Annotated in this window: 20 protein-coding genes, 1 tRNA gene and 1 pseudogene; 6 read left to right on the top strand and 16 right to left on the bottom strand. The window is 36.7% G+C overall.

Features of this window, described 5'->3' with window-relative positions; translation table 11 throughout:
• The first annotated feature begins 149 nt into the window (after window positions 1-149).
• The 6 genes from BLQ87_RS15415 (at window position 150) to BLQ87_RS15390 (ending at window position 4382) form a co-directional block, all read left to right on the top strand.
• On the top strand, window positions 150-944 hold the full coding sequence (locus BLQ87_RS15415) for an endonuclease/exonuclease/phosphatase family protein (RefSeq protein WP_074608365.1): 795 nt from the start codon (window positions 150-152) through the stop codon (window positions 942-944).
• A 363-nt stretch (window positions 945-1307) separates the two neighbouring features.
• Complete coding sequence (locus BLQ87_RS15410; RefSeq protein ID WP_074608363.1) at window positions 1308-1919, top strand: helix-turn-helix domain-containing protein; 612 nt, start codon at window positions 1308-1310, stop codon at window positions 1917-1919.
• A 73-nt stretch (window positions 1920-1992) separates the two neighbouring features.
• On the top strand, window positions 1993-2688 hold the full coding sequence (locus tag BLQ87_RS15405; protein WP_074608361.1) for a hypothetical protein: 696 nt from the start codon (window positions 1993-1995) through the stop codon (window positions 2686-2688).
• Between the two features lie 101 nt (window positions 2689-2789).
• Window positions 2790-2862, top strand: a tRNA-Thr gene (locus BLQ87_RS15400).
• A 73-nt stretch (window positions 2863-2935) separates the two neighbouring features.
• On the top strand, window positions 2936-3310 hold the full coding sequence (locus BLQ87_RS15395) for a sugar 3,4-ketoisomerase (RefSeq protein WP_074608359.1): 375 nt from the start codon (window positions 2936-2938) through the stop codon (window positions 3308-3310).
• Entirely contained in the window at window positions 3285-4382 is a 1098-nt protein-coding gene (locus tag BLQ87_RS15390) for a DegT/DnrJ/EryC1/StrS family aminotransferase (protein ID WP_074608356.1), read from the top strand. The genes BLQ87_RS15395 and BLQ87_RS15390 overlap by 26 nt, the downstream gene beginning before the upstream one ends.
• A 79-nt stretch (window positions 4383-4461) precedes the next feature.
• On the opposite strand, the pseudogene BLQ87_RS15385 reads toward BLQ87_RS15390, so the two are convergent.
• The 16 genes and pseudogenes from BLQ87_RS15385 to BLQ87_RS15310 form a co-directional block, all read right to left on the bottom strand.
• Window positions 4462-4767: pseudogene (locus BLQ87_RS15385) on the bottom strand (sugar phosphate nucleotidyltransferase); the annotation flags it as partial.
• Between the two features lie 70 nt (window positions 4768-4837).
• On the bottom strand, window positions 4838-6100 hold the full coding sequence (locus BLQ87_RS15380) for a glycosyl hydrolase family 28-related protein (RefSeq protein ID WP_074608354.1): 1263 nt from the start codon (window positions 6098-6100) through the stop codon (window positions 4838-4840).
• Window positions 6101-6507: 407 nt separating this feature from the next.
• A complete protein-coding gene (locus tag BLQ87_RS15375; RefSeq protein ID WP_074608352.1) occupies window positions 6508-8124 on the bottom strand; it encodes a gliding motility protein RemB in 1617 nt (538 codons plus the stop codon).
• An 11-nt stretch (window positions 8125-8135) separates the two neighbouring features.
• On the bottom strand, window positions 8136-10097 hold the full coding sequence (locus BLQ87_RS15370; protein ID WP_074608350.1) for a polysaccharide biosynthesis protein: 1962 nt from the start codon (window positions 10095-10097) through the stop codon (window positions 8136-8138).
• A 79-nt stretch (window positions 10098-10176) separates the two neighbouring features.
• Window positions 10177-11124, bottom strand: coding sequence for an MraY family glycosyltransferase (locus BLQ87_RS15365; RefSeq protein WP_074608347.1), 948 nt, complete (start codon window positions 11122-11124; stop codon window positions 10177-10179).
• Window positions 11125-11126: 2 nt separating this feature from the next.
• A complete protein-coding gene (locus BLQ87_RS15360; RefSeq protein ID WP_074608345.1) occupies window positions 11127-12041 on the bottom strand; it encodes an NAD-dependent epimerase/dehydratase family protein in 915 nt (304 codons plus the stop codon).
• Window positions 12042-12043: 2 nt separating this feature from the next.
• Complete coding sequence (locus tag BLQ87_RS15355) at window positions 12044-13306, bottom strand: glycosyltransferase family 4 protein (protein ID WP_074608343.1); 1263 nt, start codon at window positions 13304-13306, stop codon at window positions 12044-12046.
• Window positions 13307-13310: 4 nt separating this feature from the next.
• The gene (wecB, locus tag BLQ87_RS15350) at window positions 13311-14450 is read right to left on the bottom strand and encodes a non-hydrolyzing UDP-N-acetylglucosamine 2-epimerase (RefSeq protein WP_074608340.1); all 1140 of its coding nucleotides are present in this window, start codon (window positions 14448-14450) and stop codon (window positions 13311-13313) included.
• A gap of 30 nt (window positions 14451-14480) precedes the next feature.
• Entirely contained in the window at window positions 14481-15599 is a 1119-nt protein-coding gene (locus tag BLQ87_RS15345; RefSeq protein WP_074608337.1) for a polysaccharide biosynthesis C-terminal domain-containing protein, read from the bottom strand.
• Between the two features lie 3 nt (window positions 15600-15602).
• Complete coding sequence (locus tag BLQ87_RS15340; protein WP_074608975.1) at window positions 15603-16037, bottom strand: cupin domain-containing protein; 435 nt, start codon at window positions 16035-16037, stop codon at window positions 15603-15605.
• Window positions 16038-16047: 10 nt separating this feature from the next.
• Window positions 16048-17085 carry a polysaccharide biosynthesis protein gene (locus BLQ87_RS15335; RefSeq protein WP_074608334.1) on the bottom strand — a complete coding sequence of 346 codons (1038 nt, stop codon included), beginning with the start codon at window positions 17083-17085 and terminating at the stop codon, window positions 16048-16050.
• A gap of 29 nt (window positions 17086-17114) precedes the next feature.
• Entirely contained in the window at window positions 17115-17894 is a 780-nt protein-coding gene (locus BLQ87_RS15330) for an AglZ/HisF2 family acetamidino modification protein (protein ID WP_074608332.1), read from the bottom strand.
• Window positions 17894-18508 carry an imidazole glycerol phosphate synthase subunit HisH gene (hisH, locus tag BLQ87_RS15325; RefSeq protein ID WP_074608329.1) on the bottom strand — a complete coding sequence of 205 codons (615 nt, stop codon included), beginning with the start codon at window positions 18506-18508 and terminating at the stop codon, window positions 17894-17896. Before hisH ends, BLQ87_RS15330 begins: the two co-directional genes overlap by 1 nt.
• Window positions 18505-19647, bottom strand: coding sequence for an N-acetyl sugar amidotransferase (locus BLQ87_RS15320; protein ID WP_074608326.1), 1143 nt, complete (start codon window positions 19645-19647; stop codon window positions 18505-18507). The genes hisH and BLQ87_RS15320 overlap by 4 nt, the downstream gene beginning before the upstream one ends.
• An 80-nt stretch (window positions 19648-19727) precedes the next feature.
• A complete protein-coding gene (locus BLQ87_RS15315; RefSeq protein ID WP_074608324.1) occupies window positions 19728-20960 on the bottom strand; it encodes a glycosyltransferase family 4 protein in 1233 nt (410 codons plus the stop codon).
• A 183-nt stretch (window positions 20961-21143) separates the two neighbouring features.
• Window positions 21144-22616 carry a hypothetical protein gene (locus BLQ87_RS15310; protein ID WP_074608322.1) on the bottom strand — a complete coding sequence of 491 codons (1473 nt, stop codon included), beginning with the start codon at window positions 22614-22616 and terminating at the stop codon, window positions 21144-21146.
• Between the last annotated feature and the right edge of the window lie 22 nt (window positions 22617-22638).

The raw sequence follows: 22638 nt of genomic DNA, 5'->3' as shown, positions 1-22638 counted from the left end.
CTATCTGATCCAATAAATCGAACCTAAGATAGCTGGGATCCATCATAATTTCCAGAAATTGACCGCGCAAACGTTTGATATCAACGGAAAAGCAACTATCAAATCCGAAAGTAAAATTCTACTTTTAAACAGATAAAACACAAGCATATATGAAACTAAATTTTCAATTCTCGGGTGCGGTTTGCCTACTTCTTATGTACGCATTTACAACGGTTGCACAGTCCGAAAAAAAAACGTTAAAAGTGATGACTTATAACATTCATCATGGAAATCCACCCGCACAAAATGGAGTAATTGACTTACCAGCCATTGCGAATGTCATCAGTAGTCAGGCACCAGACCTTGTAGCCCTTCAGGAACTGGACGTGCGAACCGGCAGGGCAAATGGAGTTGACCAGGTGAAAAAACTGGCGGAACTGACAGGAATGTACGCTTTCTTCTCTAAGGGCATAGATTATGACGGAGGTGAATATGGCGTTGCCATTCTTTCCAAGTTCAAAATCAACCGCACAGAACGCTTTCCTCTACCTGCTAAAGCAGGCCTGCCAGCCGAGGCACGCAGCCTGGCCGTCATAAATGTAACCCTACCTACTGGAAAATCATTAGATTTCGCCTGTACACATCTGGACTTAAAAGACGAACACCGTTTGCTTCAGGTTGCCGAAATCAACAAGGTTCTGGGATCAAGAAAAGGGCAGGTCATCCTTGCCGGAGATTTTAATCTTGACGCTAAAAATCCGGCAATGGCCATACTCGAGCAACATTTTACCCGCAGCTGCAGGGAGAATTGCGATCCGACAATCCCGGAGGTTAACCCAAAAGACGAGATCGACTTCATTCTGTTAAAAAAAGGCAGTCCCCTGAAAGTAGCTAGCCATCAGGTGCTTAAAAACATCACTGCTTCAGACCATCTTCCTGTTGTGGCGAGCTACATCCTTCCTTAAATCCCATTTTTCTTATTGATATAAATGAAAAGACCGGCAAATTGCCGGTCTTTTCATTTATAAGAAAAAAAAGTACATTCAAAACACAATTTGAAATCTATCTCTAATTAGCATTCAAGACTGATTACTTCAGGATTACGCCATAAAAAACCAATCAAAAGGCTATTAACTAATAAACAAAAAATATTAGCTGTTAGTTTACGTACCTTGTCATTATCATTTTCAAAAATTCACCAATCGTTAATTTCTCTATTAGGTAGCACCCTTTAAAGGATTGGTTTACAGCACCAGTACCGCTTCTTTTTTTCGATTACACCGATATCTCAACTGAAAATAGTCTTTGCAAAGGCTATTTCTTGCGCAATGGCCAAAAAAGAGAAAAAGTGGCACCCATCAACGGTAAAAGCTGCTGATTTAGAGACGATCAATAAAGTCAAAGAAGCCCGCGAAAAACAAGAGATTTCCCATAGGACACTCGAAAATAAAGCGGGAATCGCCGAAGGCTATATTTCAAATGCGGAGAACCCGCGATTAACGGCTAAGTATACGTTAGGACACCTGAATAAAATCGTTAAAGCCATTAATCAAACGGATAAATCTCATTTGTCGGGAAAAAAGTCTGGCAAGGGAAAAAACAAAACCTTACTAAACCTTCATGACCTGATTCCGGAAAAACCAGTTCTTTCGAGGAAAAAAGTACTTAAAGTCATCAATCCAAGTGTAAAAGAAATCGGTCCAAAGAATGCGATTCTTACCCTAATTACAACAGGCTTCTTTGATAGAAGACTGGTAAATCTGGATGAAATTGAAGCGAACTGTATCCGGTTATTTGGAAAAAGCTTTATCCGAAAATCACTCAGTCACCGGTTAAACCTGCTCTCTGATGAAGGGGTCCTTGTAAGACACAAAACCGGAGAACCGGATACTTATCACTATAAAAAAAACGAGACTGAAGAACCTCAGTCTCAAGAATAAAATCCCTTAAGTTTTTTTTCAAATTTTACTATTTACGAAATAGTCCGCATATTTAAGGAAATTTAAGAGAAATATGCAGACCGTACTCATTTATAATGTTTACGCCATAGATCTGGAGATCATCTATAACGTCTGGAGGCGGAGAGTTGCCCTAGGCTTCTGGATTGCAGATATGGCTTTTCTGATGGATGAGGTTCCCCTGCATCTGAAAGAGATAGAAAACCCAACATTAAAGATTACTTCCCGAACCGTATTCAAAGATCCTGAAACAGGAATTTACACACTCCCGCAGCGAAGTATACCAGTATATGACCTGGATCAGATCAATTTCATACGCCATATTTTCTATGACCAGCCTCTATGGAGGCTTTTACCTACAAAAGCGCTCACTGAGGATGAGATTACAGTCAAGGTGACACATTACGTTATTAAAGGAAAACAACAGCTCCTGATTGAAAAAATAGGCTTTTATGGCGAACTGAAAAAGCTCTACCTGCTGGATGAATCAAAGATTCCCAAAAACATAGTGAAATTTACGATTGATGCAGAAAGAGTAAAGACGCTATTGCTATTAATGATCAATACGTCGTATTTCGACTCGCCGAAACTAGCCGTAGAAATTTACAGAGATTTTATAGCGCTATACAAGGTTACCCCTCAGCCTGTCGTACTTGAAGAAGCACTCCGTTTCTATACTTCCCGACATAAAGGACCACGGTTAAAAAAGTTAAAAGCAAAGGGAGCATACACGACCTTTGGAAAAGGATAAATTATTTTAAAAAATAATTTGCCGGGAAACAATATTTTTCTACTTTTGTGGCCTCACCAGAGCATCAGGCGATATTTATCGCATTTGATGTCATAATAAAAGCCTTCTTAGCTCAGCTGGTAGAGCAACTGACTTGTAATCAGTAGGTCATTGGTTCGATCCCGATAGAAGGCTCTTTATTTTCCCCACAAGTTATTCCATCATAGATCATTCTCACATATATTCCTACTTTTGAAGAATAATACTTATGGCCCATATCATAGATCTTAAAACCTTTAAAGATTCCAGAGGGATCTTAACTGTCCTCGACCGCGTTGTCGATTTCGAAATCAAGCGATTATTTTATATTTATGCTGTTGATGATTCAGACCGCGGAGGTCACAGACATCACAATACCCATCAGGCTGCAATATGCATTCAGGGATCTTGCAAAATAACAAATAATGACAACACAAAAGTCGAATTATTCAATCTCGACTCGCCGGAAAAGTGCTTGATTTTAGAACCACAGGATTGGCACATTATGCACGATTTTTCACCCAACGCTATTTTATTGGTTTTAGCTTCCACAGCATTTGACCCCAAAGACTACATTTATGAGCCTTATGAAAATTCCCTATGAAAATTTAAAAACACTAAACCATCCTTTTGAAGCTGAACTTAAAAAGCGATTTTCAGATTTCCTGGATAAAGGATGGTACATACTTGGTGATGAAGTTTCCCTCTTTGAGAAAGAGTTTGGGGATTTCCACCAGGAACAATTTGTAGTAGGGGTAGCAAATGGTCTTGATGCGCTTATACTTTCGCTGAAGTGCTGTAATTTTCAGCCTGGAGATGAAGTTATCGTTCCTTCAAATACCTATATAGCCACGATCCTTGCCATATTGCATTGTAACCTTGTTCCGGTGTTTGTTGAACCAGATATTCGGACTTATAATATTGATCCTGAAAAAATAAAGGCTGCAATTACCGGAAAAACTGTCGCCATTATGCCTGTCCACCTCTACGGACAATGTTGCGACATGGATCCAATCCTCCTCATTGCCAGAAACCATAACTTAAAAATCATAGAAGACTGTGCCCAGGCACATGGTGCAACTTACAAAGGAAAGATGGCTGGTACTTTTGGGGATTTCGGGGCTTTTAGTTTCTACCCAACTAAAAACCTTGGCGCATTGGGCGATGCAGGAGCAATTATTTGTAAGTCCAGTCAAGATTATGAGAAGCTGCGTCAACTTAGAAATTATGGCTCTGAAAAGAAATACCACAACGGAATTATAGGATTTAATTCCAGATTAGATGAAATTCAGGCTTCTTTTTTAAGGATCAAGTTACCATACCTTAATAAAATCAATCAGCATAAACAACAGCTGGCAACGATCTATCTTGAAAATCTTAATGAATCCTACATTAAGCCAGTAGTTACTGAGGGTTTCGGAAATATTTATCATATATTCAATATAAGACATCCTGAACGGGATAGAATTAAAGCGTATCTACAAGATGAGGGTATCGGAACGGAAATACATTACCCCGTAGCTCCTCATAAACAGAAAGCGCTTAAGGCGATGAATGATTTGCATTTCCCGATCTCTTCTGAAATTCACGAGACGACATTGAGTTTGCCTTGTTCCTTTGCTCATGATACGGAGCAAATATATCGGGTAGTTGAGGTTTTAAACAAATTCATTTAAGATTGCTAAATCAGGAAAAACACAAAAAAACTACCCAATATCAATTACGAGGTAGCTTTTATATGCGTTAACCAGGAAACTACCTAATTTGTTTTAATAAATAACTTCCGTAGCCACTCTCTACCAAAGGCGTAGCAATTTCCCTAAGCCGCTCAGCAGTAATGAATCCCATACGGTAAGCGATCTCTTCAATACATCCGATTTTTAGGCCTTGTCGCTCTTCTATGACCTGAACAAATTCACCTGCCTGCATCAATGAAGCAAATGTACCAGTATCTAACCATGCAGTTCCACGACTTAAGATCCCCACCTTCAGCTTACCTCTTTCCAGGTATTCTTTATTCACATCTGTGATTTCGTATTCACCACGAGGTGATGGTCCGATCCCGATAGAAGGCTCTTTATTTTTCCTCTTCCATGATGTTATTGAGATATAAAAGTAGAATATTTAAATTCTAAATAATTTCGATAGTAGCATTACCAACCAGCATACTTGTCAAAACATCGATTGAACTTTCAACAAGAATACTATCAATAGTTGTACTGGGATTTACTAAGAAAAGAGTTCCAATCGCTATCGCTCTCGCATAATAGGTATGTACACATCTCCCTCCCGAACTGCAGACTAAGGATCCTCCACTGATCAAAACCCCTCTATTAAGCTCATTTATTTTAATGCAAGAACCATTTTCAGCAGTAGCCTGGATTCTACAATTCGATATGCTTATGTTCTGATCTACAACCTCACTTAACGGGGCTAGTTCAATTCCCCTATTGGTTGCATAAATCCAGGTATTGCTTATAAGTGTGGACTTCGCATCAGTAAAATAAACTCCAATATTCGAAATTAGGTCAATAAGGCTATTAGAAATTAATAGCGATAAAAAACTACCTTCTACCTTCACACCATATGCGCCGCTGGCCATTAATGTATTATTTATCATCAACCCCTCTCCAGTGACCACACCATCAGATTGAGTCAGAATTGAAGCATTTCCACCATTTGCGGTTAGCCTTGAATTGTTAATACTATTATTAACCGTTTGTCCAAAAACTCTTACAGAATTTGCACAATTCATAGTTTCAACATTATCGATCAGAGAGTTCCAAGTAAATTGTAAATCTATACAGTATAAAAAACCGATCAAAAAGATATCTTTAATATTTAGGTAATTAACATGATGTTCAGATTCCCCCCTCGACTTAATTCCTGTAAAAGTTTTCGGATCTCCAATTCCAGCGGAAGAATATCCCCTTATCTGAATTTTCTCAATAGTAATATTATCTCCATCATTACCGTCTACCAAAAATGCATCGCAACCATAGGCATTAACAATTGTTGCCGTCACTTGTGAGCCATACACATAAGATCTTGGCTTCAATACAATTGAAGACGTAATTTTATACTCACCTTTCGGTAAATAAATAACATTCCAACAATCTATAGCATTTTGTAATGCAATAGTATCATCCATCCCGTCTGCTTTTACTCCAAACCACTTGACGTTTGCTTGTCCATCAAATAATCTTTTCCATCTTCCCTCACTTACACCTGTTACTTTAATGATAATACCGTTATTATCGTTTTCTAGACTTAGATGATCCCAATAAAAAACACCTTCACCTCCATCGCCAACGGTAGAGTGCCCCTGTAAATATATATTTTCAGGAAAATAGGAATAATTCCGAAGTTCGTTTAGATTTAATATTGCCTGCATATTATTATCGAAATTTAATTAAACAACAGATAAATATAACGTTTAATCCTTTATCAAATAGGGCTGAACGAAAACTATAGTCGGGATATTCTGGGAAATAAAAAGCCGCTTCATAATTGATATGAAATGGCCTCTAAATATCAATTGCGCAAACATTCTCTCCTTTTCCATAAACGGGGAGATCCTTTTTATTTTTGATGTTATTTAGGAAAAGTGGAAATAGACGCATTTTCAATATCGGTTAAACTTGCCAGATTCCCCGCATAAGTAAGCTTATCCAGATTGACAATCTTGTATTCCAGATAATTGCTTACAAACCGACGTATTTACTCCATGGGCGCCAATAAAACCGACACGACCAGCGATGATTATAGTCTTAGTGGTCGTCATTTTACATTTTAAATCTCTTAGAAATCCTGATATAAATTTCTGAAGGTACTGCGAAGTCCGAAAGTAATTAATCCGGTATTTTTAGCTACGGTATTACTTTCTCTTCTATAGATCCCGCCCAATTCCAAGCGGAGGTTATATTTTGGATTTAGAAGATAGGAAACACGTCCCTCGGCAAAGTATAGATTCGTCTTAATTCCTTGCCCGATATTATTTCCGTAATCAGCGACTCTTGTGTCATAAGGCTTAAAAATGTTCTTCCCATAATTCGCGCCTTCAGGATCTAAGCCATATCTCGCATACATCAACTGCCCCTGGAAGTCAAACCTTTTATAACTATAATTCATGATCCCCAATACTTCTCTAAAGTTTGCTCCTAAAGGATGTGCTAAGGGCTGATTCATGGCCGCATAATTAGAAACCCGATCAAAATGAGCATAAGCATAAGGCCTGGCTGTATTAAATTCAGCAAGATAGTTCAACCCTTCTACTTTGAATAAATCTGATCCTCTAAGTCCGATTTGCAAAGCCCATTTATTAGCCCAGTAACCTTTATTTCCAAAAAATTCCTTAGCCGTAAATTCATCGATCATAAATTGACCATAAAGAGTCGTTTTATCCAATACTTCGTATTTTGCATTTAAGCCCAGGCGCATTTTATCAGGAGAGGTGGTATTTGCCCCTTCTACTGAACGAAGGAAAATAAAAGGGTGTACATAATTAAAATCAAATCCACGTTTACCTTCCGGTTCAGCATCAGCCCAGGTAACTGCCTGAAAAAAACCGATTGAAAAACGTTTGGTCACATTCCAGTCCACATAGTGCATTGCTGCCCATTTACCTCTATCTCCAAGACGCCTGTCTGTAGTCAGTTTTGTGGCTCCAGGATCAAGCATATAACCAAATATCGTTTGGTATTGAACATTACCCAAACTGGCGCGAACTCTTAAAAAGGAATAGTTTGATGCAACATCCGAGAGTAGCATAGAACGATAACCATCACCGATAAAGTTTTTATCATAACCGAGGGCAATATTCAAATGTTTATTGGGAGTATAAGAGAGTAAAGCTGTTACATAAGACCAATCTTTAGTACTTTTATCCAGTTTTCCGGTCATCTGGCTTGGAACGACTTGATTGGTATTAATAAAATCAGTCATATAATTCGCAAAAACACCTTGGTTTTCAAAGCCATTTGTATAAAAAGAGAATTGCTTTCCTATTTTACCTCCAATTTGAAAACCCCTGGTATTTAGCCAGGTAGTAGTATTTTGATTGAATTCCCTACCTATTTGAAGGTCAGGTAAAAAATCAGCGTACACCTCATAATCATCTCCTTTGAAGTTCAGAAGATGTTCCTCCGTAATTTTTCTTCTCACCCAGGAACGTTTGTTCAATGAATCAGTCCCCATTTTCATCAAACCCTCGAAACGCTGTATCAATAAAGAGTCATCGGCGTAAAATCCTTTAATAGAAGAATGGGATCTGCTGTCTATATCATAGACAGATTTATTAAGTTTTTGATAAAACTGGTAGGAATAAGGTATATTAACATTGGGCGTTTGTGCGTCTGCGTTAAAACATCCAAAAACCAGGACTCCTATCCAGAAGTAGTATTTTTTTTTAAAATTCATGTAGATCTTGTCTATGTATGCGGTGTTGCAGAATTTTCCTGACGGGCCACATCTAACTCTTCGAAGATAGAGTTTTTACTTTTAAATTCTGGAACGATGACCTTCATCTGCTGGACAACTTTGGTCACATGATCGGTCAAAGCGTATTTTAATAACTTTACGAGTTGCTCCTGAACGTCGTTGAAGTCATATTCTCTTACCTGCCCGATCATAATCTTTTCATGATGGGTAGGCATCGTATTCTCATTGTCATTCAACAGTTCTTCGAATAATTTCTCTCCAGGACGCAAACCTGAATAAGAGATCTTAATGTCTTCATTAGGGACCAATCCAGCTAAACGAATCATTTTTTTAGCTAACTCCACAATCTTAACAGATTTCCCCATGTCAAAAACAAAGATCTCCCCTCCCTTGCCCATGCATCCAGCCTCCAGTACCAAGCGGCAGGCTTCAGGAATCGTCATAAAATAGCGAGTAATTTCTGGATGTGTTACCGTAACAGGTCCCCCTTTTTCAATCTGTTGTTTAAATCTCGGAATGACAGACCCATTGGATCCTAAAACATTTCCAAAACGGGTGGTAATGAATTTCGTTATTGGCTTAACATTTAAATCGTTTATATAGCTTAAACCATTGCTAAAAACATGTTGGGTATTGTGTAAAGAATTATTTAAAGATTGCACGTAGATTTCCGCAATTCTTTTTGAAGCTCCCATTACATTGGTTGGGTTCACTGCTTTGTCCGTAGAAATCATTACGAATTTCTGAACACCGTGCTTTACCGACTTATCTGCAATGGTTTTGGTTCCCATCACATTTGTTTTGATAGCCTCAGCTGGATTATCCTCCATCAAAGGGACATGCTTATATGCTGCGGCATGATAAACATAATGTGGCTTATACGTTTCGAAAAGAAATTCCATTCTTTTTTCATCCTTTACATCACCTATAAAAGCATGAAAGTTTGTATTAGCATGAGATTCTTCCAACTCTAAATAGATATTATGTAACGCCGTTTCGCTTTGATCACAAAGAATAATTAACCCGGTCTCGAACTTCAAGAGTTGCCTTACAATTTCACTTCCAATTGAACCGGCTGCTCCGGTAATTAAAATTCTTTTATCTTTTAATTGACTCTGGATCCCATCAATATCAATTTGAATTGTTTTTCTATTTAATAGATCCTCAATATTTAAATTTTGAATTTGAGCGGTAGTTACCTGTCCTCTAGCCCATACATCGGGAGAAGGAATATTTAATATTTTAACATTATTTTCCAAACAGACATCAACAACCTGGTTTTTACGATCCGATGGGATAGTATAAGAAGCGAATATAATTTCATCAACTTCATGTTTTATAATAAGATGTTCTAATTGGCTAGCATCTAAAATTTTAACACCATCAATGGTCTTACCAACCTTTCTTAAGTCATCATCTACAAATGCGATAATCGTTTTGTTTACTTTCGCATCATGATCAAAGGTTCTTTTTGTGGCAACACCAGCCTCCCCTGCACCGTAGATAATCACTCTGATTTTGTCGAGTTTCGCATTTTTGAGGTACATAAAGAAGTATTTAACAATAATTCTATACGTAATCAACATTAAAAAGCTAAACAATGTATAGATTACAATTGCAACATTGCTCACTACCGGTACGCCACTGACCACAATAATCAGCGCATTAATAAAGAATAAGGCCAGAGAGCTAAGAATTACAGAAAATAGAATTCTAAAAGAGTCCTGAGCTGAAGTATATCTAACAATTCCAGCGAAGGTTTTCACACTATAGAACACCAAAGAGTTAACTGCAATTACCAATAAAACAGATTTGTAGAAAGCTACAAAATTAATTTTATCAATGATAAAGTTGTGCTGCAAAATAACCGCAAACAACAAAGCAAATAAGCTCAGACAAATATCAATCGTAAAGATGATCCAGCGGGATACAATTTCCAGTTTTGTGAACATAGAGGCTAATTAGTATACATTATGCCAAATTTAACAATAATTAAACCAAAAAATAACAACCAAATAGGCAGGTATAGGGTTACATTTTATTACGTATCATTATACGAGGCTTAATTAATGAATAAATTACCACTAATGGCACAGTGGTAATCAAAAACATATAAGGAAAGCTCAATGACGAAAAGATAACAGCAACAATAATGCCTAGCTGTAATAAAGAATATATTAATGCAACCAATAACTGCGACCACTTCTGTTCATTAGCTAAAATCTGGTAAAAGTGCAGCCTGTGTGCATCAAAAATATTATGTCGCAATTTTAATCTATGTATGATGGTTAGCACAGTGTCTACTCCATAAACTGCTAAAAATAGAACATAAGCATAATTTTCAGTCTGTAGAATCAGCTTTATTAAAAGAAATATAATCCAAAACGCCATCGTTACACTTCCAACATCTCCAGCAAAGCATTTTGCTTTTTTTCTAAAATTAAAAAACAAAAAAACTACGGAAGCGATTATTGGTAGCCAAATCAAATCGACATGAATAAAGTCCGCAACATTATAATTTACGTATTGTAGTCCTCCAAGAATTACAAGACTATATGTCCCGGTAATCCCATTAATACCATCCATAAAGTTATAAGCATTAATAATCCCTATAACTAAAACATATAAAATTAGAACCTGCCACCATGGAAAAATCTGGAATACGCTTAATGAAATGAAAAGTAAAGTAACAGCTGTTAAATGAAATACGATTCTAACCTTTCCCGAAAGGGTGATTCGATCATCAATAAAACTAATTATCCCAATAACATACAATCCTAATATAGGCATCCAGAACGTTGGATGAAGAAACAATGCTATTAATCCTGCGAACAGAAAGATAACGCCACCGCCACGTATGGTTATTTCTGAATGAGAGCTTCTTTCATTTGGATGGTCAATAATATTATAGTGATCGGCTATTTTAAAATACAATAACATCACTAAGAAAAAAACACATAGTAAAATCAGATACAGCATACTTAATATTGGGAGTCAAAACTTTTAATAGTAACTGAAAGACCCTCGCTTGAAGACAAAGGTAAGCGTTTCAAAGCCAAAGCTTTTTTAATCTTATCATTTGAAACCACATAAGTTTCAGTAAGCTTCCTCAAACTATCAGAATTTAAAGGCAAATGAAGAAGGTCACCAATCCTGGCCACAAAAGTGATCAGTTTGGGATTAATCTTCCAAAGCCTTGCTTTAATTCCTATGGAGTGAGCGATTAATCTAATCACCTCATTGGTCGACAATGGCTCGTCATCGGCTACGTTGTAGATTCCGCTGTTTAGATCATGACAAGCAATAATTTTTCCTATAATCAGATTGAGATTGGCTATCGATAAGAATGATCTTTTGTTCTCAAAAGAAGCTAAAGGATAAGGCAAGCCTTTCTGAACGACTTTATACAATAAATTAAGATTGCCTTTATTTCCGGGGCCATGAATCATACAGGGTCGAAGAATAATATAAGACTTCCCTTCCGGAAGATCTTGTTGCTGAATATACGTTTCTGCCATCAGCTTTGATTTGCCATAATCTGTTTTCGGATCTGGAATATCAGTCTCCTTTAGAATCCCTTCAACCAGATCAGCACCTGATTTTACACTGCTAATGAAGATAAACTTGGTTGCATAAGACTTTAGAAAAGCATCATATAACTTCTTTGTCAGATCGAAATTTACGCTATAATATTCATCGGGTTCCTGAGTCTTTCTTAAATCATGCGCCTTACCTGCAAGATGTACAATGACATCACAATGACCGATTACATCAGTGTTGATGTTATTTAGCTGATCCCGGTTAATTATGTTTAAGTCAAAGCCATTACTTTTTAAATAAGGCACAAGGTTTCTTCCAACAAATCCATTCCCTCCTGTTACACTTACAGATACCATAATCAGCCTTCTAATATTTGATCAGCCAACGCCACATATTGTTTCGTAACTGCATTTTTTGAATATTTATTTTCAATGAGCTGATAACCATTGTTTCCTAACTCTTTCATATGTGAATTGTCTAATGAAATCTTTTTCAAAAGGTCAACGATCTCTTCACATTTCTCGTCGAACGAGGCACCGGCGATCAAAAATGCACAATCTGCAGATTTCAAAAAATTGTAAATTGGTGTTTTTGCACCGGAAATCACCAATAAGGGTTTTGCACAAGCCATAATTGTATACACTTTTGAGGGAAAGCCCTGCCCCTCCATCTGAGGTGACATAAAGATAAAGTGAATGTCAGCATAAGAAATCAGACTTGGCATTAGCTCCCTTTTCTGATATGGAACTAAATGTATGTTTGGCAAATTATTCACTTTTATCTCATTTTCAAGATAATCCTTCATTACTCCCTCACCGATCACCCAAAATTCTATCTTAAAATCAAGTAATTTTTTAGCTATAAAAATTAGAGGTTCCCAATCCTGAGCATGACCAATGTTACCTGCATACATTATTTTCAGTACATTATCTTTTTCAGGAAAGAATGTGCTGTTTAACTGAAGATCTTCCGGTAAAACCGGCCTAAATAAGGCTGTATCTACGAAATTAGGTATGATGTGTAATTTTGAAGGATCTTTAAACCGGGGTGCTATAGTTTTATAGAAAACACTATCAATTGTAGTGACTCCATCTGATTTGTTATAGACAAACTGTTCCATCCTTTTAAGCAAGGAAACAAGCGGTCCAAATTTTAGGCTACCCTGGTTTATTAAAAAATCAGGGTAGATCTCCTGTACGTTGTAGATCACTTTCGCCCCTTTCATTTTCCCAATGATGATGTTAAGTACACCAATGGTCAGTGGTGGCGATGGTGATAAGATCAACGAGATATCCTTTTCCATTAGTCCCAGGATGAAGGATAAAAAATGCCAATACAGAAACCCAAGGGATCTTAGAAAGAAGCTCTTAAACTTTTTCTGAGGAACATGAATAACACGGATATTATGATATTTACTTTCATAATAAATCCCCCCCCATTTGGAAGTCATCGGTTGCTTTACCAATTCATTCTCCAGGACATTATAATGAGGCGTTGTCGTGAGTACCAAGACTTCATAATCACTATCAACAAACTTCAGGGCAATATCATTGTACAGATAAGCAGTAGAAACGCCATCCGGACTAAAAACGATAGAATGTATAAGAATTTTTTTCTTCATCAAATTATTGTTCGGACCAAACTACCCTTTTAATATAGTCTACATAACTGATAATAATTCTGACCATTTTATCGGAGACATTAGGCATAGAATAGTCAGCTACCTTTCTAAAATTCCTTTCAGCTCCTCTTTTTTGATATTGCAATTGAACAAGTGCCTGCATGATACGTTCAGGATTCATTCCCACCATCATCACAGAGGCCTCCTCCATTGCTTCCGGACGTTCGTGTGCATCTCTCAGGTTCAGTGCCGGGAAATTTAAAGTTGATGATTCTTCTGATATCGTCCCACTGTCTGACAATACAGCGTAAGACTTCATCTGTAAAGCATTGTAATCATTGAAGCCCATTGGCTTCAGAAATTGGATTTCCGGCCTCATTTCAATCCCTTTCACATCAATCATATTTCTGGTTCTGGGATGAGTACTCACTATGATGGGATATCCATATTTTTCAGCAATGAGGTTTAAACTTTCCATCAGATTACTGAAGTTTTTATCACTACTGATATTCTCTTCTCTATGAGAAGAAACCACAAAATATTTATACTCCTCTAGTCCCAATCGATTTATTATATCAGATTTTTCAATCTGTGGCAGATAGTGATTTAAGACTTCAAACATCGGCGAGCCTGTTTTTATAATTCTGTCTGCAGGTAAGCCTTCACGTAAAAGATATTCTCTTGCAATGTCACTATAAGTAAGATTTACATCAGAAACATGATCTACAATTTTCCTGTTGGTCTCCTCCGGTACACGCTGATCAAAACAACGGTTTCCAGCTTCCATGTGAAAAATAGGGATGTGTCTTTTTTTAGCAGGAATTGCACATAAACAGCTATTTGTATCCCCAAGAACAAGGAATGCATCCGGTTTTTCGCTAACGAGCAAAGGATCTATCTTTATTAAAATCTGGCCTACAGTTTCGATTGCTGTGGCACCGGCTGCATTCAGAAAATGGTCAGGCTTCCTAATTGCCAAATCGTCAAAGAAAATCTGGTTTAATTCATAATCATAATTCTGTCCGGTGTGAACAATAATATGTTCTATAGCCTCAGAAGCATCAAGTGCAGCCATAACCCGAGCCAGTCTTATAATTTCAGGCCTGGTTCCTACCACTGTCATTACTTTAAGTTTTGATTTCATATTGTATAGCTCGCTCTTAACTGTATTAAATTAAACATTTTCAAAATAGGTATCTGGATCGGTTGGATCGAAAAATTCATTGATCCAGAAATTAGTATACAATTCATCATCACCAATATTTTTAATATTATGAGTATACCAGACCGGCATGTCAACATAAGCCGGTTCATTTCCATCAAGATAAAAATCAAAGATCTCTGTAGATCCGATTTTTCGCAATTGAATCAAGGCTTTACCTTTAATCACTGCAAATCTTTCAATCTTGCGGGTATGATAATGATTTCCCCTGGTTACCCCAGGAACTGTTGTCGAAAAGGACACTTGCCCTCCAACATTTAAACGTATAACTTCAACAAAGGTGCCCCGGACATCCGTATGTTGGATAAATTTAACCGGGAACTTATTTTTAACATCTATATACGACCTGAACGTATTGAATAGATCAAGGTCAAACTGCCCATTTAATGCCGGAATAATCCCTGCATCGAAGTATTGAGTTTTATACTTTTCCAAAAGGCTTAGTATCTCGGAAACTTTTCTTTCCTCGCTATGACAAACCGGGAAAAGGTCTCTGCCTGAGCAATTTCTGATCTCAGAAATCATGACTTTAACCAGGTCTGCCACATAAATTAGCTTTACTTCGCCGTCAACCTGTATTTCAGGCTGTTCAAAGTGTGTCAACTGATGACAAAATGTAGCGATAAAGGAATTATAATAAGGCTGTCCAAAAGGGCCAAAAACATTTGGAATAATCAGGCCCGTAAATTTTCCAGGTCCCTGAGCTGCCCAGTTGGCCAGAAGTTCTCTTCCCCTTTTTTTGCTTTTTCCATATAAATTGTCCTTTTCCTCCTGAGAAGAGGAAGAGAATAGAATGTGGGCCTTACTATTCGTAAAAACAAGCGCTTTATATAATTTATCTATCAATACGACATTGGTGTCGTATATAATTTGAGGATCAGGATCGCGATTCATTGCCGCCAGATGCACAATAACATCACAATTTGAAACGAAATTATTTAACCGTTCCTGATCTTCAAAAAACGAACGATGGTATTCAACTAATTCAAACTCTTCAGGGAAAAGTCTTATCGTGTTATATAAATGCTGACCAACAAAACCGCTTTGTCCGGTTATCCCAATTTTTATCATTAATTATGCTTTATTCCAATCATACCAGCTATTCTGGTCAAAACGATAATTATCGTCGGATGATTGTTCCGTTGAAAAATTTGAAAATACAATAAATTTGGAATTTGGTTCCAAAGCCTTAAATCCATTGGCATATCCGCCGGGAATATGTAAAACTCCCATGGACTCAACTGATAATGTAAATTCTATGACCTCCAGTTCTTCCGAAGGATTCACCCAATCGTCAGGTTTCACAACCAACATCTTAAAACTACCGGCTACCACACAAAACCATTTTTGTTCTACTTTGTGCCCTTGCCATGCCCTTACGATATCGATATTGGGATGGTCAATTGTATAAAGTCTCTTTACATTATCCAAATGAAAATCATTTACAAAAGAAACTACACCTCTAAAATCGCTGTGATGCCCCCCCGGAATAAATATTGGTTTTTCCATTGTAATTTTACTAATCCGGATATTGAGCACTTTCATCACCAAAGACCACTTTTCTCACTAAAGGAAGATTAGATAATATTTTTTTCATCCCCTCTACACCAAGTTGTTCAGTATTGTGAGAATGATAATCTTCAATAGTAGAAATGTCAGTTTCTCCCTCTGTAAAATATTGATTGTAATTCAGGTTTCTATTGTCTGCCGGGATTCTGTAGAACTCTCCCATATCCTGTGCCTTGGTCATTTCTTCCCGGGTACATAAAGTCTCATATAGCTTTTCACCATGTCTGGTCCCGATCACATCAATCTTATTGTCTGCATTACAAAGTTCTTTTAATGCTTGTGCAAGATCCCCAATGGTGCCAGCTGGCGCTTTATTAACAAATAAATCTCCCTGATTACCATGTTCAAATGCAAATAGCACCAATTCTACCGCCTCCTCCAGAGACATTAGAAACCTTGTCATTTTCGGATCAGTAATTGTGATTGTTTTTCCTTCTTTAATTTGTTTCAGAAACAACGGAATAACAGATCCTCTTGAGGCCATTACATTTCCATACCTTGTTAAACAAACAGTAGTCGTATTGTCAATGATATTACGCGAGGCAGCTATTGCAACTTTCTCCATCAACGCCTTAGAGATTCCCATTGCATTGATAGGATATGCAGCTTTGTCGGTACTTAAACAGATTACTTTAGAGACCTTGTTGACTACCGCAGCATCAATTACATTTTGAGTGCCAAAAACATTCGTTTTAGTGGCTTCCAAAGGAAAAAACTCACAGGAAGGGACTTGTTTCAGAGCCGCAGCATGGAACACGTAGTCTACGCCATGCATCGCTCGTTCAATGCTACTGTAATCACGAACATCACCAATATAAAATTTCAACTTTTCATTCTTAAGTTGATTTCTCATATCGTCCTGTTTCTTTTCATCTCTACTAAAAATTCTGATCTCTTTGAAATGATCTGTATGTAAAAATCTATTCAATACGGCATTTCCAAAAGAACCAGTGCCTCCGGTAATTAATAATATTTTATCTTGAAACATATTTTTATAGTTGATGCTTAATATCCTGGTTAAGAAAATTGAAAGCTGTTTTTTATCAAAGTATCTTTATCTGACGGATTAGGGTAGTTTATAAGCACAGCTTTATATATTCCTTTGAATACAAACAAACTTCCCGCCGACGCCCCAATTATTCCAAATTTGCTGATTAACTTTCCAATATCCTCTAAGGATCCGGCTCCCCCCAAAATTGTCAGCGGCAGATGAGTAACCGCTCTGATTTTATCTGCAAGGTTTAAATCATAGCCCTTCATTGCGCCATCCTGATCTATAGAATTTATCACGATCTCTCCAGCTCCTAATTTCTCGAGTTGTTTTACCAGATCAAATGGATTTTTACCAGTGGCTTTCTTTCCATTATTGATATAAACCTCATATCCTCCCAGCAACTTTTTCTTAACATCTATAATTACAACGACGCTTTGACTTCCTACTCTTTCCGCAATTCTTGAAACCAGTGTCGGATCTTCAACAGCCGCAGAACTGATAGCAATTTTTTCTACGCCTAAACTAAAAATTCGCTGTGCTTGTTCGGGTGTTTTAACACCACCACCATAACACAAGGGCATTCTGCATTCTGCAGCAAGGTTCTCGATCATTCTATAATCCGGTTCCCGGTTTTCGGCGGAGGCATCGATATCCAATACCGTCAATTCATCGACCTGTTTTTCATTAAAAATCCTAACTGCATTTATAGGATCCCCAACATATTTAGGATTTTTGAAGTGAACTGTTTTAACAAGGCCTTTGTCTTTGACTAATAAGCAGGGTATAATTCTGGGACGTAACATTATAATTTGGAAAAGTTGTTCAACAGTTGAATTCCGTATTGGTGACTTTTTTCAGGATGAAACTGTACGCCATAAATATTTTTTTTATTCACAGCACAGCTAAATTCAATTCCATAGTCAGTTGTTGCAATGATATCCTCTGCATCATTACAGTGGAAATAATAAGAATGCAAAAAATAAAATTTTGCATCTTTTTCTAATCCAGTCAGTATTGCATTTTCTTTCACAGGATTAACATCATTCCAGCCCATATGGGGTAGATGAGTTGAATATTTAATTTTACTTTCATCAAATTTCTTAACAGAAGCATCAATCCAACCAAGCCCCAGAAGTTTGCCTTCATCACTGGAATGAGCCAGCATTTGCATTCCAACACAAATGCCAACAACAGGAACATGATCTCCAAGTACCAGCTCATCCAGGCGCTGACGCATTCCGGATCGCTCCAATTGTTCCATAGCATGATCAAAAGCTCCTACTCCAGGAAGAATTATTTTAGTTACTTCAGTCAGGTCTTCCAGCTTTTGTGCTATTTTAATATGAACATCAAGTTTTTTATAAATGTTAGTAAAGGCTCTGATATTCCCTACTCCATAATCTATTATTGCTATCATCTAAATAATCTTTTTTCTAAGCCCAGTAAACGCATAACTTTAGTTCCAAGCCCTATGATACTCTTTTTATTTTTATAGTCTTTATACGTCTTATTTTCTCCATTAAAGATATCACGTAACTCCTGAACACTGAGATCAAGCTTGTTAGCCACATATTCAAATTCCTGCAATAGAAACTGATCATCCAACTCTGGCTTTGAAATTCGCTCAAGAGCCTCCTCCCGGCTCATCTGACCTGTGAGAATCAGACTTGAAAAATGCGCGCGGCGCTTCTCAAACCCAAACTTCCTTGGCAACCAGTAATCTTCGTAAAACCTTGTAAAACGGGATTCATGGTGCTTATGCTGAAATTTTTGCCATTTAAACTTATCTTCCAGTAATTTTTCTACATCTTTTTTAATGTAAGGCACAAGGTTTAAAGGCTTAAACACCTCCATCCCAAGGAAATACTTATAGAATATTTTATAAACCAACACGTCTACGATAGGAAAGGTTTTTAATGGTCTTTTACCAAACTTACGGTGTATGTCGTTTACCAGGGTTTTATCAATTCCTGCATAGCCTCCCCACTCTTCAGGCTCCCGACAACCTTCCGTTGAAATATTCGAACCAGTTAACACATATTTTATTTTATGTTTCCTCGCAAACTTATACAATGCAGAGAAAAAGGCATAATCCTGAACTAAGTCCTGATCAGGTATTTGTGATTTTAGAAATGCGACCTGGAGATCTTTTACTTCTTCCCAGTTGATCACCTCTGTATATAAGTCAAGGTTAAGGCCATCAATAAGCTTTTCAATATTTCCAACTGCCTGTTGTGTATTCCATCCTGCGTCAACATGAAAGATTAGCGGTCGCAGACCCATTTTTTCTTTTGCAACATAGGCTACATATGAGCTATCAAGCCCACCGCTCATTCCAATGATACAATCAAAGTCTTTCCCCAGACCTTCTTTTTTTATTTTTTCAGCAATTTTCATCAATTCCTTTTCTCCCTTTTCATCAGGGTGCCAATCCGGAACAATTGTGTTATGAAAATTGTGATAATAATCACTGACTCCATTTTCATCAAAAACAATATTAGGATCAGAAGTATCCATTATCGTTTTGGTGCAAATTTGGTATTTAACTTTACTCATATGTAATCATTGATAGTATAAATATTTTTAAAAATTAATAAGATCAAGGCCGAAATACGGGCCCTGTATCAACTTAAAACTTACTTTTTAAATTCCGGCAATTGATTTTCAAAAAGCTGAATGTTTGACGAAAGTACAAATGGATCAAATAAACGTCTTTGAATGTTTTCTTTAACCACCCTACGCTTTTCCGAATGTTGAGCACTACTTAATGAGGAGAATTCCTGAATTATGTTTACAAAAGTATCCATTTTTTCCAGATCTACGTCCCAACCAAGCCCATCATTATTTAAATCTCTCCATGGTGTTTCTGTGCTAATCAAGACAGGAGTCCCAACGGTTAAACACTCTGCAATAACATTGCCATAAGCTTCTCCACCAGTCGGGAATAAGAACAAATCATATTGACTAAATATTCTTAAAACCTGATCAGATGTAGCATTTCCAAGATAATTAACCTTAATATTATTCGGAAGTTGCTTGATCAGGCTCTGGCATTCTTTCCAATAGCTTTCATTTTCCGCCGGACCATAAATGTCAAACAAGATATTGGTTTCCACTTTACTCAGAACTTTAAGCGCATAATCCAGATTTTTCTCTCTTGAGATTCTGGATAAAAATACAATTCTTAAATCATGAGGGTCAGAACCTGACAAAGTTGGCTCCTGACTAAGAAAATCTGGAATATTTTTTATCGGCAAATCTCCCGTGATATGAATTGTGCCTGATTTAATATTCATTTCTTTAATAAGATCATTTTTCTCAAATTCACTTGAGACTCTCCAGATGACATTTTTGTACAAGCCCAGAAGTTTTGCAGCCTTGATAAAAAGATACTTTTTAAGATACTTCTGTCCGAGAGAAGCCCATGCAAATTCTCCAAACGGTGCAACAATAACCGGCTTAAACCCTATCCCGGAAAATCTCCTGATGAATAAGGTTTTAATGGTTAACGGATCAAAAAAACTATTCAACAATACGATGTCATGTGGAGTATGAGTTAACAGCGTTTTAATGCCTTTTAATGAAGCAACTTCAGGAGATAAATAATATACCTTCGCATTTCCTACTTCTTGCCATTCATTAAACCTAATGTTACCATAGGGTTCAGTGTCTCCCAGATCTCTATCTTTAGTTATAACTCGAAAATCAAAGCCATCAGACAAATGATCGATGGTATTGGCAATATTGCGTATAATCCCTCCTGCTTTATAACCAGGCAAATAATTACCAACAAAAACAAGTATAACCGGCTTATCCGGATTCTTTGCACCAGATTCGTTCTCTAATAATTGGATATTCTCTTTGGACATAATCTATAATTGCATAATTGGCAGAAATTATTCAATTTTCTTTTATTTATTTTTTAAAACAACGATTCGACTAATTTAAAATGGCTCATTCAGCACGGCAACGTTTTAATTGTCAAAAATAATGATTTTATTACGCTTTTAATCAGGTCATTATTGACATCAGGTTTGATTTAGCGATTAAATTTAAACATTCTGAATATTATTGTTTGAAACTTGAAATTTGAAAAAATTTTTAAAAATCAAATAGGTAAATATAATCCCAATAATATCGAATAGCAGCCAATCTAATCCGAAACTATTTAATAGCGTAAAGAAAACATATAATACAAAGCTTCTTTTTACATAAAATAAAAAAGGACTTTCATCGGCTATCCTTACATATACCCTTTTAAAAATGAATGCGACAAGAAATATTGGTAGAATGGAAAACCACATCCCAAACATTACATAAGCTTCTCCAAAAATTGTAAACTCATCAGATTGATACGAATCAGCAACCTTAGATTTTTGTGGTTTTCCCTGATTATTATAAATAAATGTCAAAGCAGTTGATGTCTTCGAGGTGTCAAAGACGTCAAAACCGGGGGTCAAAACATTATCAACAATACTTTTAAAATAATAGGGAAAATTAAAGACTTCTGCATACTCATCCTTGTTTGTAATGATTTCGGCAGCAAAGTCAAGAAATGCGATCCTTCCAAAGATCGGGGCCAATATGATTTCATTGTCAGCTTCAAAAGCTTCCATAATATCGAATTCCTTCAAAACCTCCATTGTCTCTCCACCAACAGCCCCCCTATTTTCTAATCTGGGTCTCAAAAAGGTGGCTACAGTAAAAAAGACAACCAGAATAGGAATTGCAATTAAGCCCAGAGCCAAATAAATTCTTTTTATTCTAACAGCAGCAAAAATAGAAAGATATGCAAAAAGAAAAAGATAAGAAACTGATATTACAGCAGCCCGGCTACCAGTTAGTGTTGAAATCACAATATAAAATAAAAGCCCTCCCGCGAGCAGGATCTTATATTGCAAATTGAATTTTTTGTAAAACAGTATAATATAAACCGCCACCATAAATAAAACAATCAGAATATTTATGAAAAGGCTATTTAACAAGCCAATTATAATAGAAAGCGGGCCAATTCCAAAAGAAGTCGAGAAAACCATAAAATAAACAAACAGGAGCACCATAAAAACCACAAATGGTCTCTTCGGCTTTATTTGATTATCTAAAGGCAATGTACTAACCTTTACTTTATTTAAATAAAGACCTAAAAATATAGCCACATTTGCCACTAAAATAAATAATATGGCTTTATTTAAATCTGATGGAGTAAAAGCAAACCGATCAAAAACAAATGAAAATGGATATATAGTTAGTGTCAGTATTCTTAGAACGTAATAAAATACCATCTGAAAACAAAGTACAATAACAAATGGATCGCGTCGCTTTTTCTCAATCTTCAGGAATGCAAAAAGTTGAATTGATAGTAATGCACCTAAATAAATAGTCGTTAAATCAATATATTTATTCGGCCCGTTTTGTGAGAAAGAGTACCACGTTGCCATCAAAATGATCGCATTTACCCACTGCAAAATAGTATTCAAATCTATTTTACTTACTTTCTTAATTACCTGAGTATTCAATTTCTCCACTAATCCTCTACAATTAATTTAA

Source organism: Pedobacter steynii (assembly GCF_900103665.1).
Taxonomy (GTDB): domain Bacteria; phylum Bacteroidota; class Bacteroidia; order Sphingobacteriales; family Sphingobacteriaceae; genus Pedobacter; species Pedobacter steynii.
The sequence above is the reverse complement of the archived record's forward strand: the minus strand, read 5'-3'. Positions and strand labels throughout refer to the sequence as shown.

Coding starts and splice junctions, on each gene's coding strand:
- BLQ87_RS15330 (WP_074608332.1), bottom strand. CDS start 17,894: ATGTTACGTCCCAGAATTATACCCTGCTTATTAGTCAAAGACAAAGGC.
- BLQ87_RS15390 (WP_074608356.1), top strand. CDS start 3,285: ATGAGCCTTATGAAAATTCCCTATGAAAATTTAAAAACACTAAACCAT.
- BLQ87_RS15395 (WP_074608359.1), top strand. CDS start 2,936: ATGGCCCATATCATAGATCTTAAAACCTTTAAAGATTCCAGAGGGATC.
- BLQ87_RS15380 (WP_074608354.1), bottom strand. CDS start 6,100: ATGCAGGCAATATTAAATCTAAACGAACTTCGGAATTATTCCTATTTT.
- BLQ87_RS15345 (WP_074608337.1), bottom strand. CDS start 15,599: ATGATAAAAATTGGGATAACCGGACAAAGCGGTTTTGTTGGTCAGCAT.
- BLQ87_RS15375 (WP_074608352.1), bottom strand. CDS start 8,124: ATGAATTTTAAAAAAAAATACTACTTCTGGATAGGAGTCCTGGTTTTT.
- hisH (WP_074608329.1), bottom strand. CDS start 18,508: ATGATAGCAATAATAGATTATGGAGTAGGGAATATCAGAGCCTTTACT.
- BLQ87_RS15320 (WP_074608326.1), bottom strand. CDS start 19,647: ATGAGTAAAGTTAAATACCAAATTTGCACCAAAACGATAATGGATACT.
- BLQ87_RS15355 (WP_074608343.1), bottom strand. CDS start 13,306: ATGAAGAAAAAAATTCTTATACATTCTATCGTTTTTAGTCCGGATGGC.
- BLQ87_RS15410 (WP_074608363.1), top strand. CDS start 1,308: ATGGCCAAAAAAGAGAAAAAGTGGCACCCATCAACGGTAAAAGCTGCT.
- BLQ87_RS15415 (WP_074608365.1), top strand. CDS start 150: ATGAAACTAAATTTTCAATTCTCGGGTGCGGTTTGCCTACTTCTTATG.
- BLQ87_RS15360 (WP_074608345.1), bottom strand. CDS start 12,041: ATGGTATCTGTAAGTGTAACAGGAGGGAATGGATTTGTTGGAAGAAAC.
- BLQ87_RS15370 (WP_074608350.1), bottom strand. CDS start 10,097: ATGTTCACAAAACTGGAAATTGTATCCCGCTGGATCATCTTTACGATT.
- BLQ87_RS15315 (WP_074608324.1), bottom strand. CDS start 20,960: ATGTCCAAAGAGAATATCCAATTATTAGAGAACGAATCTGGTGCAAAG.
- BLQ87_RS15335 (WP_074608334.1), bottom strand. CDS start 17,085: ATGTTTCAAGATAAAATATTATTAATTACCGGAGGCACTGGTTCTTTT.
- BLQ87_RS15365 (WP_074608347.1), bottom strand. CDS start 11,124: ATGCTGTATCTGATTTTACTATGTGTTTTTTTCTTAGTGATGTTATTG.
- wecB (WP_074608340.1), bottom strand. CDS start 14,450: ATGAAATCAAAACTTAAAGTAATGACAGTGGTAGGAACCAGGCCTGAA.
- BLQ87_RS15340 (WP_074608975.1), bottom strand. CDS start 16,037: ATGGAAAAACCAATATTTATTCCGGGGGGGCATCACAGCGATTTTAGA.
- BLQ87_RS15405 (WP_074608361.1), top strand. CDS start 1,993: ATGCAGACCGTACTCATTTATAATGTTTACGCCATAGATCTGGAGATC.